This window comes from Pedobacter arcticus A12 (assembly GCF_000302595.1).
GTDB lineage: Bacteria > Bacteroidota > Bacteroidia > Sphingobacteriales > Sphingobacteriaceae > Pseudopedobacter > Pseudopedobacter arcticus.
This window is the reverse complement of record NZ_JH947126.1, coordinates 539,661-559,821: the sequence shown is the minus strand read 5'-3', so window position 1 is coordinate 559,821 and position 20,161 is coordinate 539,661. Positions and strand designations below refer to the sequence as shown.

Annotated in this window: 13 protein-coding genes; 6 read left to right on the top strand and 7 right to left on the bottom strand. The window is 36.5% G+C overall.

What is annotated here, in order from left to right:
- Positions 1 to 80: 80 nt before the first annotated feature.
- The gene (purB, locus tag B176_RS0109350) at positions 81 to 1,424 is read right to left on the bottom strand and encodes an adenylosuccinate lyase (protein WP_017258544.1); all 1,344 of its coding nucleotides are present in this window, start codon (positions 1,422 to 1,424) and stop codon (positions 81 to 83) included.
- Between the two features lie 166 nt (positions 1,425 to 1,590).
- Between purB and B176_RS0109345 the strand changes: the two genes are divergently transcribed.
- The 4 genes from B176_RS0109345 to B176_RS19345 are packed head-to-tail and all read left to right on the top strand — an operon-like array spanning position 1,591 to position 8,092.
- Positions 1,591 to 2,211, top strand: coding sequence for a TetR/AcrR family transcriptional regulator (locus B176_RS0109345; RefSeq protein ID WP_017258543.1), 621 nt, complete (start codon positions 1,591 to 1,593; stop codon positions 2,209 to 2,211).
- Positions 2,212 to 3,552 carry a TolC family protein gene (locus B176_RS0109340; RefSeq protein WP_017258542.1) on the top strand — a complete coding sequence of 447 codons (1,341 nt, stop codon included), beginning with the start codon at positions 2,212 to 2,214 and terminating at the stop codon, positions 3,550 to 3,552. It abuts the gene before it with no gap.
- Between the two features lie 29 nt (positions 3,553 to 3,581).
- Positions 3,582 to 4,670, top strand: coding sequence for an efflux RND transporter periplasmic adaptor subunit (locus tag B176_RS0109335; RefSeq protein WP_017258541.1), 1,089 nt, complete (start codon positions 3,582 to 3,584; stop codon positions 4,668 to 4,670).
- A 38-nt stretch (positions 4,671 to 4,708) separates the two neighbouring features.
- Positions 4,709 to 8,092: an efflux RND transporter permease subunit gene (locus B176_RS19345; RefSeq protein ID WP_017258540.1), complete on the top strand. Its 3,384-nt coding sequence runs from the start codon at positions 4,709 to 4,711 to the stop codon at positions 8,090 to 8,092.
- 68 nt (positions 8,093 to 8,160) lie between these two features.
- Here B176_RS19345 and B176_RS19340 read toward each other — a convergent pair whose 3' ends face one another.
- The 4 genes from B176_RS19340 to recD form a co-directional block, all read right to left on the bottom strand.
- Positions 8,161 to 8,628 (bottom strand): pyridoxamine 5'-phosphate oxidase family protein, encoded by a 468-nt coding sequence (locus B176_RS19340; protein ID WP_017258539.1) that lies wholly within the window; start codon positions 8,626 to 8,628, stop codon positions 8,161 to 8,163.
- A gap of 137 nt (positions 8,629 to 8,765) precedes the next feature.
- A complete protein-coding gene (recB, locus tag B176_RS0109320; RefSeq protein ID WP_017258538.1) occupies positions 8,766 to 12,155 on the bottom strand; it encodes an exodeoxyribonuclease V subunit beta in 3,390 nt (1,129 codons plus the stop codon).
- Between the two features lie 91 nt (positions 12,156 to 12,246).
- On the bottom strand, positions 12,247 to 15,465 hold the full coding sequence (gene recC, locus B176_RS0109315) for an exodeoxyribonuclease V subunit gamma (protein WP_017258537.1): 3,219 nt from the start codon (positions 15,463 to 15,465) through the stop codon (positions 12,247 to 12,249).
- Positions 15,466 to 15,798: 333 nt separating this feature from the next.
- The gene (recD, locus tag B176_RS0109310; RefSeq protein WP_017258536.1) at positions 15,799 to 17,568 is read right to left on the bottom strand and encodes an exodeoxyribonuclease V subunit alpha; all 1,770 of its coding nucleotides are present in this window, start codon (positions 17,566 to 17,568) and stop codon (positions 15,799 to 15,801) included.
- A 285-nt stretch (positions 17,569 to 17,853) separates the two neighbouring features.
- Between recD and B176_RS0109305 the strand changes: the two genes are divergently transcribed.
- Together B176_RS0109305 and B176_RS0109300 are read left to right on the top strand one after the other, a co-directional pair.
- Positions 17,854 to 18,171, top strand: coding sequence for a bleomycin resistance protein (locus B176_RS0109305; RefSeq protein ID WP_017258535.1), 318 nt, complete (start codon positions 17,854 to 17,856; stop codon positions 18,169 to 18,171).
- Positions 18,172 to 18,180: 9 nt separating this feature from the next.
- A complete protein-coding gene (locus B176_RS0109300; RefSeq protein WP_017258534.1) occupies positions 18,181 to 18,393 on the top strand; it encodes a DUF3820 family protein in 213 nt (70 codons plus the stop codon).
- On the opposite strand, the gene B176_RS0109295 is transcribed toward B176_RS0109300, so the two are convergent.
- A complete protein-coding gene (locus B176_RS0109295) occupies positions 18,390 to 18,854 on the bottom strand; it encodes a GtrA family protein (RefSeq protein ID WP_237739817.1) in 465 nt (154 codons plus the stop codon). The two genes, B176_RS0109300 and B176_RS0109295, sit on opposite strands and share 4 nt — an antisense overlap.
- A gap of 72 nt (positions 18,855 to 18,926) precedes the next feature.
- On the bottom strand, positions 18,927 to 20,138 hold the full coding sequence (locus B176_RS0109290; protein ID WP_017258532.1) for a TCR/Tet family MFS transporter: 1,212 nt from the start codon (positions 20,136 to 20,138) through the stop codon (positions 18,927 to 18,929).
- Positions 20,139 to 20,161: the final 23 nt, after the last annotated feature.

Below are 20,161 nucleotides of genomic sequence, written 5' to 3'. Positions count from 1 at the left end.
TATGCTTTTTTTTGTAAAAGTACTTATCATTACGATAAACAATGCATGCCTTAACCTGTTTTTACCTCTTGATGACTTTTTTAAATTCCCGTATAATTTGATGGTGAAATTGCTTTTAACTCCATTTTTATACTATCGCTTACAGCTAAGGTTTCTATAAAATCGCTCATCACCTGTGCATTTATCTGTGTGTTGGTACGCGTTAAATCTTTCAATGCTTCGTAAGGATTTGGATAGTTTTCTCGTCGCAATACGGTTTGTATAGCTTCGGCAACTACTGCCCAGTTGTTTTCCAGATCTGCTTGGATTTCTTTTTGGTTAAGCAATAGTTTATTTAATCCCTTTATGGTTGATTTTAATGCGATGATGGTGTGTGCAATTGGCACCCCGATATTTCTTAAAACGGTAGAATCTGTTAAATCACGTTGCATCCTGCTCACCGGTAACTTAGCCGCCAAGTGCTCAAAAAGAGCATTCGCAATTCCAATATTTCCTTCCGAGTTCTCAAAATCAATTGGATTTACTTTATGAGGCATTGCAGACGAACCAACTTCGCCTTCTTTGATTTTCTGCTTAAAGTAGTTCATGGAAATATAAGTCCAAAAATCACGGTTTAAGTCTAAAATAATGTTGTTTATTCTCTTTAAACCATCAAACTGTGCAGCCATATAATCATAGTGCTCAATTTGGGTGGTATTTTGTAAACGTTTAAGGTTTAATTTTTTGTCGACAAAGTTGTTTCCAAAATTTTTCCAGTTAATTAAAGGAAAAGCTACGTGGTGCGCATTAAAGTTTCCCGTTGCGCCACCAAATTTCGCACCGTAAGGAATTGCTTTTAAAAGTTCGATCTGGTTTTCTAATCGTTCAACAAAAACCATTACTTCTTTACCTAAACGGGTAGGAGATGCAGGCTGGCCATGCGTATGTGCAAGCATAGAAATATGCTTCCATTCTTTTGCAAGATCAGTTAGGATATTTACCAGCTCCTGTAGTTGTGGGTAATAAGTAACCATCATTCCCGCTTTAAATGAATAAGGAATTGCGGTATTGTTTATATCTTGTGAGGTTAAACCGAAATGGATATACTCCTTATATTCAGATAAGCCTAATTCGTCGAATTTTCGTTTGATAAAATATTCAACTGCTTTAACATCGTGGTTTGTTGTTTTTTCAATTTCTTTTACCGCTAAAATATCTTCTTCACTAAGGTCGTTTATGGCTAATCTAATTGCGTCAAAGTTATATTGAGCTAATCCTTTTAATGCAGGTAATGGCAATTCGCAAAGCGCAATAAAGTATTCAACCTCAACAAATATTCTGTATTTAATTAAAGCAGCTTCAGAAAAATAAGCACCTAAATCTGCAGTTTGTTGGTGGTAGCGTCCGTCTATAGGAGAAATAGCATTTAAAGTCGAAATGTTCATTGTGTTTTTTTGTACGCAAAAATACAAAAATGAGTGGCTTTGTAAACTTTGTTTGAGGTTTTGTAGCGATTATCGCTTAAACAGCGTAATTGTAATGTAATTTATTTTCTTGGAAACTTTGGGAATGAAAAAAGTTTCCATAGTTTTACGCCGAAATAAATAACGCATGGTGAAAGTTGATAATTACATTTTAGATGAAGCAGAGAAGTTGTTCATGAAGTTTGGGATGCGAAGCGTTACCATGGATGATATTGCAAAGCACTTGAGCATCAGTAAAAAAACCATTTACGCAAACTTTAAAGATAAGAATGAGTTGGTGCTGAACATGGTTTCGAATATGCTGATCAAAGATGAGTGTAATATAAACGAATGCCACGCTAAAGCGGAGAATGCAATTGATGAGATTTTCTTGGTTATGGATTTTTTGAAAGAAATGCTGTCTGCAATTAATCCTATTGTGTTTTACGATTTAGAAAAATATCATAACGAAGCGTATAAAATGATGATGAATTTTCATGAAGTGCGGATTTACAGTTTGGTGAAAGCTGGATTAGAGCGGGGTATTAGAGAAAATATTTTTAGAAGCGACATAAACGTAGATATTCTAGCAACAGCCCGTGTGGCGCATATCAACTGGGTTTTTCAGTCTGATTTGGTAAGGAGCGGGAAATACAGTTTATACCAAGTGATAGAGGAACTTACCACGCATTTTCTTTTTGGAATTTGCACATTAAGTGGACATATATTAATTAACAATTATACAAACAGAAGCAAAGAAGCCATATAAATGAAAACAAAAACAATGTTATTTACCGCTGTTTTAAGTTTTACAGTTTTGGGTTTATGGGCACAAACAGAAACCCCTAAAACCTATACTTTTAATTTAGAACAATGTGTAACCTATGCTTACGAGCATCAAACAACCATGTTAAATGCAGCAATAGACCAGAAAATAGCCGATGCAAAGGTTAAGGAGACAATTGGGATAGGTTTGCCACAGATTAGTGGAACGGCTGACTTGAAAGACTTTCTTAAAGTGCCAACGTCCTTATTACCAGGTGAATTTTTCAATCAGCCGGGAACCTACGTTCCGGTAAAATTTGGAGTAAAATATAACTCTACCTTGGGAGCATCAGTAAACCAGTTGATTTTCGATGGAAGTTATCTGGTTGGTTTACAGGCATCAAAAACTTATAAAGAATTATCGCAAAAAACATTTAACAGAACACAGATTGAAACTAACGTAGCCGTTACCAAGGCATATTATATGGTTTTGGTGAGTAACAAACAGTTAGACTTGCTAAATGCAAATGTTTCGCAACTTAAGCTACAATTGGATCAAACTACAGCTTTATTTGATAATGGTTTTGCCGAGAAAATTGATGCGGATCGTTTAAGAGTAATCTACAACAATCTGTTGACTGAGAAACAGAATATCGAACGCTCCTTAGGTTTGGGCATTACTACACTGAAGTTTCAAATGGGAATGCCGGTAACAGATCGTTTAGTTTTATCTGGCAGTATTGAGGATGTTAAATTAGATAAAACTGCTTTTAATAAGGATAGCACTGCATATGCCAACAGAATTGAATATTCTTTAGCACAAACCGCTATAAAATTGAATCAGTTAGATTTGAAAAGATATAAGTCTCAATATTTACCAAGCTTGTCGGCTTTTGGTTCTGGATCTTATAACTATCAAAATGATAATTTTAAAGACCTGTACGATCAAAGTTTCCCCTCGGTTTTGGTTGGTTTACAGCTAAACGTTCCAATTTTTAGTGGAGGGCAACGCTACCAAAAAGTAAAACAAGCTGAGTTTGCGGTAAAGAAGTCACAAAACGATCTGTTCCAAGCAAAAAACGCCATCAATTTCGATATCGAGAACAGCATTACCAATTATACCAACAGCATAAATTCTTTAGAAAGCCAACAAAGTAATCTGAATTTAGCCAACGAAGTATTACGGGTTACCAAAATTAAGTACGAGCAAGGTGTAGGTTCATCCATAGAAGTTACTCAGGCGCAAACATCGCTTAAAGAAGCAGAGAACAATTATATCAACGCATTATATGATGCATTGGTATCTAAAGTAGATACCGAAAAAGCAACCGGATTAATTAAATAGAGATTCACATTTTAGAATAATATAAAACAATGAAAAAATTATTAATAGCATCACTAGTTCTGTTTTTAGCAGCTTGCGGAAACAATCCGAACGATAAAAAAGCAAAGCTGGAAAAACTAAAAAAGGAGCAGGCTAAAATCAACGAACAGGTTGCTGAGTTGGAGGCTGAAATTGGTACACAAAAGACAGCAGTTTCTAAAGATGTTGAAATTTACACGGTAGCGCTTAGCACTTTTAGAAATTATATAGAGATACAAGGCAAAATTGATGCGGAGCAAAATGTGCAGGTTAACCCAGAAGCAATGGGTGTAATTACCAAGGTTTATGCAACAATTGGTCAAAATGTTTCTAAAGGACAAGTGCTTGCACAGATTGATGATGCAGTATTGCGCCAAAATATAGCGCAGCTACAGACTTCTTTAGATTTAGCCAACAATTTATATGGCCGTCAGAAAAACTTATGGGACCAAAAAATTGGTACCGAAGTACAGTTTTTAAATGCTAAAACTCAAAAAGAAGGTTTAGAGAAGCAGATGGCTGTTTTAAAACAACAGGCATCTATGTATAAAATTAAATCTCCAATTTCTGGTACCATTGATCAAATGGACTATAAAGTAGGCCAAGCGGTACAGCCTGGAGCTCCCGGAATTAGAGTAGTTAACGCAGATGATCTGAAAGCCAAAGCACAGGTTTCTGAAGCTTACGCAGGAAAAATTAGCCAAGGCGACGATGTTTTGGTGATTTTACCAGATGCGGCTGACTCTGTTAAAGCAAAAATTTCTTTTGCATCAAAAACCATTGATCCAATGAGCAGAAGCTTTAATGTAGAGGCCAAATTACCCAGCAGAAAAAGCTTTAGACCTAATATGATTTCGGTTTTAAAAATTGTAGAGTACACCAATGCAAAAGCCACTACTGTACCTATCAAAGCGTTATTGAAATCTGAAGCAGGTGATTACTTAATGGTAGACGAAGGTGGAAAAGCGAAAAAAGTACCCGTAAAAGTTGGAAATATTTATAACGGACAGGCCGAAATTTTAAGCGGTATTAAGGCTGGCGATAAAGTGATAACCGTTGGGTTAAACGGTTTAAACGAAGGTGATACGGTAAGAATATAATTTTACATTTTATTTATCCTCCATAAAAAATACGCTAAGTGAAAGATTTAGATAAAGAATTTAAGCCCTCAAGTTGGGCCATTGAAAATAAAACAGCGATATATGTTTTAACCTTTATGCTATTGATAGCGGGTTATATCGCCTATTTGAATTTACCAAAAGAAAATTTTCCAGAAATATCTATCCCTAAGATTTTTGTACAAACCGTTTATCCGGGAACCTCTCCGGGTAATATGGAGAATTTGGTAACCAAACAAATTGAAAAGCAGATTAGATCTACGCAAGGTTTAAAAAAGGTAACCTCTAATTCTTATCAGGATTTTTCGATCATCACCGCAGAGTTTAACTCTAACGTTGATATTGTGGTTGCCAAACAGCGTATTAAAGATGCTGTAGACAAAGCAAAAACAGATTTACCATCGGATATGCCAGATGATCCCGTGGTTATGGATATAAACTTATCTGATCTGCCAATTATGTTTTTAAATATTTCTGGAGATTTTGACCTAAAAACCATTAAGCGTTACGCTGATGATTTAAAGGATAGGATAGAAACGCTTCCAGAAATATCGGGAGTGGATATTGTGGGTGCTTTAGATCCAGAAATGCAGATTAACGTGGACATGAACAAAATGGCTGCTGCCCAGATTTCGTTCATGGATATTCAAACTGCCATAGGTTATGAAAACAAATCTGCTTCTGGCGGAACTGTACCTATAGATGGGGTTAGAAGGACTTTAAATATTAAAAAAGAGTATAAATCTGCAGAAGAAATTGCAAATACCATAATCAAAACACCAACGGGTGGGTCTGTTTATTTACGAGACATTGCCGAAGTGGTTGATGGTTTTAAAGAACAGGAATCTTTTGCGAGACTTAACGGTAAAAACGTAATTACGTTAAATGTTAAAAAGCGATCTGGCGAGAATCTGATTGAGGCATCTGATAAAATTAGAGAGATTATTGCGGAGATGGAAGCCAAGCAGTTTCCAAAAGGTTTGGACATTGTAATAACTGGCGACCAATCCGATCAAACACGTGTTACCCTGCATGATTTAATCAATACCATTATTATAGGATTTATTTTGGTAACATTGATTTTGATGTTCTTTATGGGAATAACCAACGCATTGTTTGTGGCAATGTCTGTTCCTTTATCAATGTGTGTTGCATTTTTAGTGATGCCAGTCCTCGGGTTTACCATGAACATGATTGTACTTTTTTCTTTCCTTTTGGCTTTGGGAATTGTAGTGGATGATGCCATTGTGGTGATTGAAAACACCCATAGGATATTTGAAAATGGAAAGGTGAGCATTAAGCATGCAGCAAAAATGGCCGCGGGGGAAGTATTTTTACCAGTGTTTTCTGGTACAATGACAACGCTTGCACCTTTTGTTCCACTGGCATTTTGGCCGGGTGTTATTGGCGATTTTATGTTCTTTTTGCCAATTACCCTTATTATTACATTGTTAGCGTCGTTAGTGGTTGCTTATATTATCAACCCTGTTTTTGCGGTTGATTTTATGGAATCTCATGACGGACACGAAGCGCATAAGCCAAGTTTTGATAAAAAAGTTAAAAAGGTTTTAATATGCTTTGCTATCGTAGCGATAATTGCTTACTTAATCAGCTTTGCTTTTGGGAATTTTGTAGTAATTATAGCGCTGTTCTACTTGTTGCAGCACTTTGTGTTAGAGAAAGTAATACGCAGATTTCAGACCGAACTTTGGCCACGGGCACAAGCAAAATACGGTAGGTTTTTAGACTGGGCCTTGCATCGCCCTTACACTATTTTGGGTAGTACGCTTGGGCTACTGATTTTTTCCGTTGTACTCACCGGTGTTTTTCCGCCTAAGTTTGTTTTCTTTCCCTCATCTGATCCAAATTTCGTTTACGTTTATACTTCCCTACCTGTTGGTACAGATCAAGCATACACTAACGAGATTACCAAAAAGATTGAGAAGAGAGTAACGGCAGTGGTAGATAGTCTAGGTAATCAAAACGTGTCGTCTATTATATCTAATGTAACAGTTGGCGTAACAGATCCACAAGATGAAGATCAAGGGAATTATCCAAATAAAAGTAAGGTTACTGTTGCTTTTAAAGAGTTTGGAAAGCGAAAAGGAAGACCTTCTACAGAATATTTAACGGCAATCCGTAATGCGATTAAGGGAATTCCAGGTGCCGAAATTTCGGTTACGCAGGAACAATCCGGTCCGCCAACTGCAAAGCCAATCAGTATAGAAATTACTGGCGACGATTTGGATAGTTTGGTAACCACTTCCGAACGTTTAAAAAGTTATTTGGTTGCAAAAAGTATTGGGGGTATTGAGGAGTTAAAGTCGGATTTTCAGAATAACAAGCCCGAAATCATTTTCGATATTAATAGAGAAAGAGCCAATAGACAAGGAATTGCAACACAGAGTGTGGTTTACAATGTAAGAACTGCATTGTTTGGGATGGAAGCTTCGAAGTTTAGAGATTTGGACGAAGATTATAAGATTAATGTAAGAGCAAAAGAAGACCAAAGAAACAGTTTGGAGGCGCTCAGAAATATTCAGATGACGTTTAGAGATATGGCGATGGGCGGTGCAATCCGTCAAGTCCCAATTTCTTCTTTCGCAGATATCGATTATGTAAATACATACGGTGGTATCAAGCGTAAGCAAGGTAAACGTATCGTGATTTTATCGTCTAACGTACTTACCGATTTTAATCCAGGAGAGGTAAATAAGAATATTGAAAGCGCTATTCGCGATTTTAATGGACCAGACGGAGTGGTGATTAAGATGGGCGGTGCAGAGGAAGAACAAGCAGAAACTTCTGCTTTCTTGGGTATGGCTTTGGGTGTAGCTTTCTTTTTAATCTTGATTATTTTGGTAATCCAGTTCAATTCTATTGGTAAACCTTTGATTATTTTGAGTGAAATATTATTCAGCATCATTGGAGTGCTACTTGGGATCACTATCTTCCAAATGGAAATGTCGATAGTAATGATGGGTATTGGTATTGTAGCCCTTGCGGGGATTGTGGTGCGTAACGGTATCTTGCTGGTAGAATTTGCCGATTTAATGATTGAGCAAGGAATGACCCCGTATGATGCTATTTTAGAGGCAGGAAGAACCAGAATGACACCTGTAATTTTAACAGCAACAGCAACGATGTTAGGTTTAATACCTTTAGCAGTTGGTTTAAACCTCGATTTCACGTTACTATTAACAACCGGAAATCCACATCTTTATTTTGGTGGAGATAACGTTGCTTTCTGGGGTCCATTATCGTGGACAATGATTTTTGGATTAAGCTTTGCCACTTTTTTAACCTTGATTTTGGTACCTTCTATGTACCTGATTAGGGCTAAGGTTAAAGCCAGAATTGCAAAATGGAGAAACAAAGAATCAGTTAAATTAATCGAAGAATAGTAATTTTATGATAAACAACAAGGCCCGATTGGATAGCTTCCAATCGGGCCTTGCTTTTTGCTCCGTTTTTATAGCACTAAATTTTTCTCCTCGGCCATTTTCTTTCCCGTCATTTGAGAGATTTTAATCCGATAAACTACAGTAACGCCTGTTGAATAAACATCACTCGTAAATTCGCTGATAAACTGTGGTTTTCTATTTTCTTTTTTGCTGATTACTCTTTTAACACCTTCGGCAAATTCATGCAGTATAAATTTAGCTTCTGGTCCATGCATTTCCTCAAAAGTACCATGAACCAAAACAGAACGCCACTGGTCAACGTCGATGATTTCGTTAACCTGAAGTGAAACATTGGGATTTTTCCGCATGGCTTCGATTTTATGACCTTCGCTAGCGTATGCCAAAATCGAATCTTTTTGGTTGTAATAATAAGTAATCGGAATTGTAAATGGTTTGTTGTCAGCAATAAATGCTATATGACCTATATAATTCTCGTTTAATAAACTGAGATTTTCTTTGTTTTCTAGATTTTCCATGACCGAGGCATTTAATGGGTTAACTGATTATTCAAAAGTATTGAATCTTTTGCTGAGCATAAATGACGGGCATCATAGGCAATTACGTAAAAAATCAAATTTTGTGAAAATCCAAAACCTAAGTTTCTGTTTTTTTGCTATTGAGCAGATAACCTCGCATTTAAATTTCCAATAGTAGAAATATCAGGCTTTGCCGTAAAAATCCCTGTTTGCAAATCACTGCGTATTCCTCTTAAAAAAAGATAGATTACGCCGCCAAATTGATATTTGTAGTTGAAGTTAGGTAAACGGCTTTCTAAGTATTTTTTTATTGCTAAAGCGTAAATAAGATATTGCAAATGGTAGTTGCTTTCGTTCATTGCTAAGTTTAGATTCCCTTGTTCATAATCAGCTACAGAATCGCCTAAAAAGTTTGATTTCCAATCTAAAACATAGTACTTATTATTGTGCTCAAAAAATAAATCGATTTTTCCATTCATAACACCTTCTAAAATTGGGAAGGGTTTGGCATCAACCAATATATCGGTAGTGCTCAGCTGGTTTAAATTTCCCGGAATAAAGTTTTCTACGTTAAAGTCGAATTCTAATTCGTGGATACATTTAAAAGAATTTACTTCGGATAACTTAAAAGACTCGTCATCGATGCTTATGGTAGCGCCTAAAACATGGTGCAACATTTCCATTAACATGGGTTGGTAAACGTTTTCTTGTTGAGGTACAAACCTTTGTATGGCTTGTTCAATTACGTTTGGCCACTTTGAATTATCATGAAAATGGATGTTTTCGAAGATAAAATGAAGCATGTTACCTGTTTTTGCTCCTTTTCTTAATTGGTTGAAAATGAAATCATCATAACCTTTTAACTCAGTTTGTTGTTTTAGTTTGATGCTCATCGGGTGATCTGCCCGAAGCATAGAATAACTCATTCTCCGCCAATTTTCTTGCGATAGCTTAAAATCGATTGGCTTTATTGGATGGGTTGTTTCGTCTGCACCGGTTTTTTTGTATTTATAGCCCGCCGGGATAGCTAAGTCGTCGCTTGATTTAAACCTAATGAGCTTGGTTTCCAGCTTTTTTAAAGTATCGGTAAAAAAGCTGAGCGACGATGTTTTATAATAATTGCTTTTGTAGATGTAGCATTGAGACACTGCTCTGGTGATTGCAACATAAACCAATCTTCGGTTTTCTTGTTCTGCCTGTTTAACAACCTCGGCTAATTCCTCTGGTGTTAAATCAGCTTTTTCGGCCGAAATATAATCTCCATTTTCGCTCCTAAAACTACAGTCGGTATGTTTGGTGTTGGTTACTAAATCCAAAGTTGGCGCAAATACAATTTTATATTCTAAGCCTTTGCTTTTGTGTATTGTTACAATTTTAATCGCATCTTCATCATTTTCAATACGCTGTTCAAACTCGTCGCCATCGGTTTCCATGCCTTCAATTCCACGTTTTAACCAGCTGATTAGTTCTAAGCTATTTAAGTTTTTACGGCTTTGGGTTTTGTGCAAAAGTTCAATTAACTGATACAGATTGGTGATGGTTCTTTCGCCATCGCTGTTTTGTGCGTTTAGTAGCTGACTTTCTATCGAGAAATCTTTAGTAAAAGCTTTTAACGCGGTGTAAATCCCATCTTTATCCCAAGCTAGTTTGTAGCGCCTAAACAGCTCAATAATTAGATCATGATCTAAGGCTAAAATATTGTCGGCGGTAAAACCGGTGAAAGGGGAGAGCAAGGCTTTGTTTATACTTGCTCCACTGATGTCTGTAATTGCTTGTAAAAAATAAAGCAAATATAGCGCTTCTTCAGACTGTAAAACTTTTCCATCATCAATGGTTATTGCCGGAATCCCATGTCTCGTCAGTAGTTTTTTGATCTTGATGCCCGCTGCCTTATTGCGGATTAATATGCCAATATCTTTGGGCAAAATACCTCTCGTTACGCCATCAGCTTCAATCTGGAAGTTTTTATCGTTAAACAAGGTAATAATCTGAGTAGCAACAGCCTCGTATATACCATCATTTTTAGCACATTCTGTGATTTCGATAGGTGTTGTTGGCGAATTATTGTACAACAGATTTCCTTTTTTGTTGTTGCTTGGGGACGCTACTTCCAAATAATTTATACGCTGTTCTAGCGATGCATTGCCAAAATGAAAAGTGTCAAAGTTTTCTTCAGGTTTAAAAAAAGTATTCATCGCATCAATCAATTTTGTTGATGATCGATAGTTCTGATTCATTCCATACTTTTTATCGACTGCGTTTTTTGCTTCAAAATAAGTGTAGATGTCTGCTTTTCTAAAAGCGTATATGGATTGCTTTGGATCGCCTATGTAAAATAAAATGGTGTTTGTGCCAAATGCTTTTTCGAAAATCTCATATTGTAAACGGTCTGTATCTTGAAACTCATCAATAAAAACAGCTTTGTATTTTTGCTGTAAACAGTCAACCAGCTTGGTGCTTTCTCGTTTTACCAATGCATGGTGAAGTTTTGAGATCAAATCATCGAAACTAATTTGATTGTAACGGTTTTTGTAATAGGCAATACCGGCAGAAATCTGTTGGATTCCGTTACAGGTTATTTTAACAATTACTTTTTTAGTTATGGCAATTTTTTGCTTTTTTAGCTCGTCTAATTCAGCTAAAAAGTTTATAATTTCGGGTAAAGTTTTTTGTACGTTAGCTTTATCGCGTTTGCTGTTAACCGCTTCGATAAAACTTTCTGCATCATTGATGTAAGGAAGTATATCTTTTCTGCAATAAGCATTTCCTTCACAACTTTTTACAAGATCTGCCTTATTGTTTTGGCAATAATCAACAATACTTTCCCAATGCTTATCAATCTCCTGCTGTTTTAAATCTATTTCTTTCGCTGCATATTCGTAATCGGCGTCGCACATGGTGTAGTTTTCTCCCACCTTATAGTGGTAATAGTTTTGCCCAGAAAGATGGCTACGGACTTTATTTTTAATTGCGCCTTTAGCAAGTCCATCATTAATCAAGATCCCTAACATTTCTGTGGGGATTGTAGTAACAAATTGCCGCCAAAATTTATTGGTTTCATCCTCTAAAATTGCAGAACCATCTTGCATCAGGTCGATACCGAAAAGCTGGTCGGTCTCGAATGCAAATTCGCCTAAAGTCTGTTGGCAAAAACTGTGGATGGTTAATACCGATGTTTCATCTAAAAACAAAATGGCTTCTTTTAAAAGTTCTTCAATTTCTTGCGGACTTTTATCGCTTACGTTTTTTACCAAAGCGGTAATTGTAGCGTCTTTAATTGTTTCGCCTTGAGCTACTTTATACGCCAAACGCACAAATAAACGAATGCGTTCTTCTAATTCGGCAACAGCGGCCTTGGTAAACGTGACCATTAAAATTTCTCTAATGGCAATGTTTTTCTCTAATAATAAACGCAACACCAAAACCGCAATGGAGTAAGTTTTTCCGGTTCCGGCACTTGCTTCAATTAAATTGCTACCTGCTAATTCTACGTTGCTCGCGTTAAAATCTAAAAATTCTTTGGGCATATTTAATGATTGAATTTTGAATGATAGAAGGATTGAATTTTAAATGAATGTTTTGTCTTGTTTCTTGAATCTTTGCTGTTGAATCTTTTTACTACTTATAATAAGAAGGAAAAACTTGTACTAAGGGGCTTATGATTTTATTGTAGTTCTCTTTAAAACTTACGAAAACTTCGTTTTCATCCTGCTCATCAACAGCTAGTTCATTGTCGAAAAAGCCGTCTCTGTATTTTTGTAAAATATAGGGATCATTACAAGGGAACTGGAAATTGTTTAGTTTGTCATCCACCGCTTTTCTGAACTTTGTATAAGTTATTGTTTCAATATCTTTTGGTTCAATTTTGAAATCGGGGTAAAAAGAAAGGATTTCATCATGTCCTTTAATGTATAAATCACTAAGCTCCAGTAATTTGTTTTTGGCTGTGGCGGAGTCAATTTTACTTGCTTTATAAACCGTTGCGTGGTTACTACTGATAAAGTTTAGTTCCAGGTTTAAACCAGATGCCTGCGCCATAAGGTATTTTAAATATGCTTCTAACAGATATTTAGTTTCATTTTTAGACCAAGAAATCATTATCATTTTATCTCCATAAATTCCATCGATTTTTCCAGAAAAACGAGTGCTAGCTTCTTCGATATTTAAATCAATAGTTATGGTTTCTTCACCATCCTTACCTATACATGCTTTAAATAAATCTCTAATCTCGGCTACCGTTTCTTCTGTATTTGTAAAAACCACTTTTGCCATGTTTTTAAGTGGTAAACTACCTGTTTTTAACAAGCGCTGCTGTAAAGAACTTTGATCATTTACATCGGTTAAAAGCAGGTTTTGCTTCAAATTCCAGCTTTGTAAGTTGTCTAAACCAAATATTTCAGTCTCTGTTAAAAGCGAATCTTCTGAATAATAATTGATCGATAAAACTTTGTTGAAATATGCTTTAAATGGATTTTTGAAAAAATTGATAAACTCGTTGATACTGATGTTGGCGAAGCTTAAAGTTTCTTTCTGTTGCGTTACCAAAAATTCGCGTTTGGCAGTTTCGCTTGTTTCTATATAATTGATTTTCCCGTTTTTGTTGTTTTTAGGGCTAAAACTATGTAAGCTGTGTTTTTGAACGATGGTGTTCGCTAACTCATCACTTTCTGGGAATTTTGCCTGCAGGTAATCAATTAGCTCATCAACCAAAGCAGATGGCGGAATGGTTCCGTTATCTTTTACACTTTGCCCGATGTAACTGATGTAAAGGTAATCCTGTGCAGAAAGTAGGGTTTCTAAAAACAAGTGTTTGTCGTTTTCTTTTACGTTTCTATCGCCCTTACGGGGATTTTGAGTAATTAAATTGAAGTTGATCTGATTCTCTTTCCTTGGGAATTTATCGAAATTTAAACCCAACAATGCAACCACTTTAAAAGGGATGCTTCGCATGGGAATGAGCGAACAGAATGTAATCCCGCCCCCAGCAAATGAGCCCGAACGCACTGAAGCGCTAACAGCACCTAAAAAACTGTGACTAAATAAAGGATAGCTTATTTCATCAGTCACCAAATCGTTTACTACGTTGTATTTTTCTAATTGCTTTATTAAAACGGTATAATCTTCGTCGGCATTTTCTCCGGGGTCAAAAACCAAATCAATAAGTAAGCGTTCCACATATTTCACCCAGTCGCTGATGCTGCGGTTTTTATCCCTATCGGTGAGTGTAGCAATTAGCACTTCCACAAAATGTACAAACTTAATCAACTCGTACGATGCACTTCCCTCAACCATATCCAAGGGAAATAAGCTATTATCTTCGGTAAAATATTCTTCTTCGCCACTCATGCAAATGCCATAGATAATACGTTGTAGTCCATAATTCCAGCTTACGTAAACGCTGTCATCGGAAAGGTCGCCATTTACACCAAACCTAATATTTGCGTGGTTTACTACTTTTCTTATCAAAGCCAAATCAGTAATACCAAACCGTTTTCTGATGTAGCCAAAATCCAAAAGCTGTAAAACTTCCTCCGCTTTTAAGTTTTGGAGGTTCATTTCCATCAATGCAATAAGGGAAGCTGCAATGGTGTCATTTGAACTAAAACTTTCATCGGCAATGCTGAAATAAAACTGGTAGGGTGCATTCCTAAAAATGGCTTTAATGTAAGGTGCGTAGGTATCAATATCACTAACCATTACCACAATATCTCGTGGCGAAAGCGCCTCCTTCTTCTGGTCTACAAGTCCAACTAAAAAGTTGTACAAAGCTTCAACTTCGCGGGCAGGAGTGTAGCAAGCGTGGATGCTTAAAGAACCGTCATTAATGTCCGCGAAATTTAAATTCTCTCTTTCTGCATCACTTAAATTATAGAAAATATCACTTTGAATTTTATGCAGTAAACTATCTTTTCTGGGTGCTAACAGTGCAACTTCTTCGTAATTGTTAATTAGGTCGTCACTTTTAAAAAGCATGGAGAAAGTGTGCTGAATTACTTTGCCCCAACTGGTCAATAAATTGTTGCCGAGGTTACTGTCGGCTTTTTGCATAATGCCTTTCCGTTGCAAGCGGTAAGCTTGTTTCTCGCTTAAATCCTCGAACCAATAAATGTTTGGAGAAGGATTGATGAGGTAGTACGAAAAGTCGATAACATGCCCAACTTCATGAAAAATATGCAAGTGGAAATCGGTAGTTACGGATAAACCAAAAAGAAAAACAGCAGGCATTTTATTTTTTAATTGCTGTTGCTTTGCCGGATCTTTTAACTGCGCTAAAATGTAATCGCCAATTCTAGTTTTATCTGGAATGTTATCATTAGTCAGCTGGTTTGCCTTTACCCAAAGGTATTGTTGCCAGTCGTCGACACCAATATTGTTTAACCCTTCGGTATTCCATTTTTGGATAATTTCCTGACGATAAATTTGATACTGGTCAAACAAATCGGCAATTTTTTCTGCTAAGGCAATGCGTTTTAAATCTTTGTCTGGAGTGTCGGTGGTGTAATAAGTAGAAATATCTTTAAAGCGCTTAATAAAATCTTTTTCACCTAAGATCTTAAAAATCAGCCAAGCTAAGTTTTCTTGTGTAAGCGCTTGCAAAAACTCGCCGCCTAAGGCTGCGTAAATCTGGTTAACTAAATCATTTGGCTTTAAAAACTTGTAGTTGGCTGCAATACCCAGGTTTTCTGCCAGTTGTAAACGCAACCAATTATTCATTCCCTCGGTTTGGGTAACCAGATAATAAGGTTTAAAAACAGCGGTATTTTGCTGCTTTAAGTCTTCGCAAAAATACTTTGCTAGTATGGATAAGGAATTGGAAACCTGTAAACGGAGTGCCATAAAAAATACCTGATAATTTAACCGTGAGTTTTGGATCTTATTTAAATGTGAATTTCACCTCTGTTGCCTTTTCAGCACAGCCTTGCCTGCCCTCATGCCGGGCATCGGCATTTACTTTTTTTCCGCAAAAAAGTAAACAAAAAACTCTCGACTACGCCCTTTGCTACAAAGGGAGTGTTTTTACTCCCCTCATCTATACCGCAAAGTTCTAATGTCGAAAAAGACGTTAACATTGGTCTGTGCTTGGTCTGGATTGAACGGAAAACAGTCGTAACTTGCATTATTCTAAACATATCATATTCTATATGATCACAATTAAACCAAAACTCACCTTTAATTTAAAAATCTGTTACTTATGCCCGATGCTCTTTTTACTTGTGCATTGGCCGCATCTAAAATTGAATTTGTGGTAGCTTGTAAAACCACTTTGTTTTTTGCTCGTGTAACGCCTGTATAAAGCAGTTCTCGCGTTAAAATGTTAATACCTTCACTTTCTGGCAATACAATCAGTACTTTTTCAAACTCCGAACCTTGACTTTTATGTATTGTCATCGCAAAAACCGTTTCTGCGCCTGCCAATAAACCAGGTAAAAAAATGCGTTCTTCACCGTCGCTAGGTTCAAAGTGTGCCTTTAAAACACCGTTTTTATCTGTCCTCACAATCCCGATATCGCCGTTAAATAAACCTAATTCATAATTGTTTTTGTTCATAATAATAGGTCTATTCTCATAAAACTCTTTATCTAAGGTCAGCAGGTTTTTTTTGGCTAAGTATTGTTCAATTTTTTTGTTGGTCATGTATAAGCCATGTTCACCTTCGCGTATGGCACATAAAACGCGTAACTGGTTAAACTTTTTTAAAGCTTCGTATATATCTATTTCTTTAATGTAAGCTTCGTAACCCAAAATAAACTCTTCAAAAACCGATGGTTTAAACTCCGTATCAATCAACACGCGTTCATCATCATTCAGCTTTATAAAATTGTTTAGTTCCTGAACGTTGTTGCTGATAATGGCATTGCTAAATTTACCAATACCTTCTTCACTATTAAAGCGATGGCTAAATTGTAGTTCTACAATATGTTGAAAAAGTGGGTGCTGCGACTGTTGGGGTTCGGTTCTGATTTGCGAGGACGCGTCTGTGATAAACGAATTGATAAACATTTGCCTTTCGGTGTTGAAAATGTTCAATTCGGGTTGTGCCATACATAAATCACCAAACAAGCTTCCTGCTTCTACAGATGCCAACTGGTTTTTATCACCAAGTAAAATAATCCTAGTTTTGCGATCAACAGCGTCTAACAGTTTCGAAAATAGAGCAACATCAATCATGGACGATTCGTCTACAATAATCACATCGTAGTTTAAAGTATTGGCTGCGCTATGCTTAAAATACGGCGAATCCGGTATGTAACCCAATAAACGGTGCAATGTAGAAGGCTGTATTTCTTGAAATTTTTGTTTGATGCTTTCGGAAACGTTGAGCTTTGCATTTTTCAAAGATTCTGCCATCCTTGCAGAAGCCTTTCCGGTAGGCGCCGCTAAACCGACTTTTAAATCGGGGTTTAGGTGAAAAAGGATGGCTAAAATATTGGCGACGGTAGTGGTTTTTCCCGTTCCCGGTCCGCCGGTAATGATGCTGAAATTATTGATATAACTACTTAGTGTAGCCACCAGTTGCCAATTGGTAACGTTAGGTTTATTTAAAAACAGTGAACTTATAAAATCTTTAATCTCCAAAAGTTCGGAAACTCTGTTTTCTTCAGTCTCGTTTTCGCTAGCGACAAAAGCTTTTATCCGGTCTAAAATTTTGCTTTCGTAATTAAAATAACGTTGCAAATACAAGCGATTTTGGTGTAACACAAAAGGCTGTTTTGCTTGAGGATTTTGTGTCACTAATTTATTATTGGGCAAACTTTTAATTGCCTGTTCAAAATCTAAATAATAAGGTGGGAGCTCGCTTTCTTGGATGTCTTTATCTTTTAAATCGATGCAAATATGCCCTTCTGATAGTTTTTTAGAAACTAAATAAGCCAAAGGTTTTAACGATTCGCTTTTAAAAAAGGACGCAAATTGCTGGTGAATATCGTTGTAGGTTTGCATGTTTTTAAATGTTGGCGTAACCCTCCTTAGGTCGGGTCGGGCTATTCGTTACAATCTTTATCTGCCGCTGGCTGATAAAGGATTTTCACTACTATCCCTTACGCAAATTAACCTTCGTTTTTATATCGCTTCAAGATATGAAAAAAGTCTTTTCGACTAAGGAATTGTGGAAAGCTTTTCTGAATTTTCATTGCGATTTTCTAATAATCCACTGATTATCTTATTACCTTCAACCTTTAAATTTATTTTTTAAAAGTGCTAAAAAGTATATGCCCTAAATTACCAATGCGTGATAAAGCAATCACTATTGGGTATTATGAGAAGTTAGGCTTCAACATTATCGGTAATTACGAGGGATATTTGATGGTAACGAAAGATGAAATAGAAATTCATTTTTTTGAGTACAAAAATCTTAATCCTTTAGAGAATTACGGACAGGTTTATATCAGAGTGGAAGATATTGCAAAATATTACCAAATACTTTTAGATAGCAATGTTTTAATTCACCCAAACGGAGCCTTACAGCAAAAGCCTTGGGGCCAAAAGGAATTCGCCGTTTTAGATCCTGACCATAACTTACTCACTTTTGGACAATCTTTGTAATTAAAACACATGGACAAACAAATATTATTGGATTTAGTTAAAGAACGAATGCACTTTGGAAAGTATAAAGGACGTTTACTTTGCGATTTACCGGTTTCTTACCTCGAGTGGTTTGCATCCAAAGGTTGGCCTCCCGGAAAATTAGGACATCAATTAGCAACCATTTATGAAATTAAGATTAATGGTTTAGAGGACTTGTTGAAGCCTTTTAGAAGAGGTTAAACTATCCGTTCTTTTTTAAAAGAGAAATTACGTTGCGAAAAATAGCTGAATAAGGTTACTACTACAAATGTGAGCATATAAGACGGCGTTGGGTACCATCCCCACAGATCTACAAACAGTTTCATAAATACGTAATTCAGCAGAATACATACGCTAACTACCGAAAAATAACGAATTAGCTGAATTCTTTTGAGTAAATAAGAGCCACCAAAAACTACGTAAGTATTTAAATAAAATCCAATTGGGAATGTAATGCCAAAAGCTACCAAAAACGAGAAAATGTGTGAGCTGATTGCGATGTTTGGTAGCACATGAACAATCTGCTTTTTTACAATAAAGTTTTCTGTTACCGCAAAAATGATGAAGTTTAACACCGCATTTCCTCCGCCACAAACTGCGTAACGGTACGTTTGTAAAGGCATCAGCTTTTTAAATAGCGGATAAAAGCTATCGATGATCATTAAAAGGAATTTCTGAAATTGTTTGTTTAAGCTACTGATCATCAGAAAATGGATTGTTTGTTTTCTTTATTTTTAGTTTGTGCGATTTAAGCTTCTGTTTGCTAATATTACACTAATTAAAACCAATATTGAACAGAGTAAAAATGGCGCTCCAGGAAAATGAATTGGTGTGTCATCTGCTGTAAAATAAGAAAATATCCCCGTCATTAACGGTGGCGCAAATATAGTAGTTGCACTCATTAAACTTGTTAAGGCTCCTTGTAATTCGCCCTGTTCGTTAGCCGGTGCATGACTGCTGATGATGCTTTGTAAAGCTGGGTTAGCAATTCCACCTAAAGAGTAGGGGATTATAAAAGCAAACATATATATGCCATTTGGAGCAAATGCGAATAGTAAAAAGCCAATGCTGTATAAAGTTAACCCAATGTAAAGACTTCGTTCCTGTCCAAACTTGGGTATTGCCCATCTAATTAAACCACCCTGTACAATACCAACCACTAAACCAATAAATCCTAAAGAGTAACCAACCCAAGCTTCGTTCCAACTAAACTTCTCCATTCCGTAGTATGACCATACACTTTGCAAACCATTATTTGCGGTATAAATCAAAATTAGGGTTATAATTAAACCACTTACGGCCGGATATTTTTTCAAGGCCATTAAAGAACCTATTGGATTTGCTCTTTTGAGTTCAAACGGACGCCTGGATTCTACCGGTAAGGATTCTGGCAGCACAAAAAATCCGTAAAGCGTATTTAAAAAACTAACGCCTGCTGCTGCAAAAAACGGAACGCGAGAACCAAATTGGCCCAACAACCCACCTATAACTGGACCCAAAATAAATCCCAAACCAAAGGCTGCACCAATGATCCCGAAATTTTGCGCTCTCTTTTCTGGTGTGCTAATATCTGCTATATATGCAGAAGCGGTAGTAAAACTTGCACCAAATATCCCTGCAATAATTCTACCCACAAAAAGCCACCATATTGTTGGCGCAAGCGCTAAAAACAGGTAATCAATTCCAAATCCGAATAAGGAAAGCAATAAAACTGGGCGTCTGCCAAACCGATCGCTTAAATTGCCGAGTATGGGTGCAAAAATAAACTGTGTAAATGCGTAGGCAAAAGTTAACCAACCGCCGTAGCTGGCTGCCTGGCTTAAATCGCCTTTGATAAGTTCTTTGATTAAAGTTGGTAATACCGGGATAATTATTCCTAAGCCGGTAACATCCAATAATAACGTTACGAAGATAAAACCTAAGGCCGCTTTGCCGTTTTTAGCCATTTAATGTATTGATGATTTTTGGG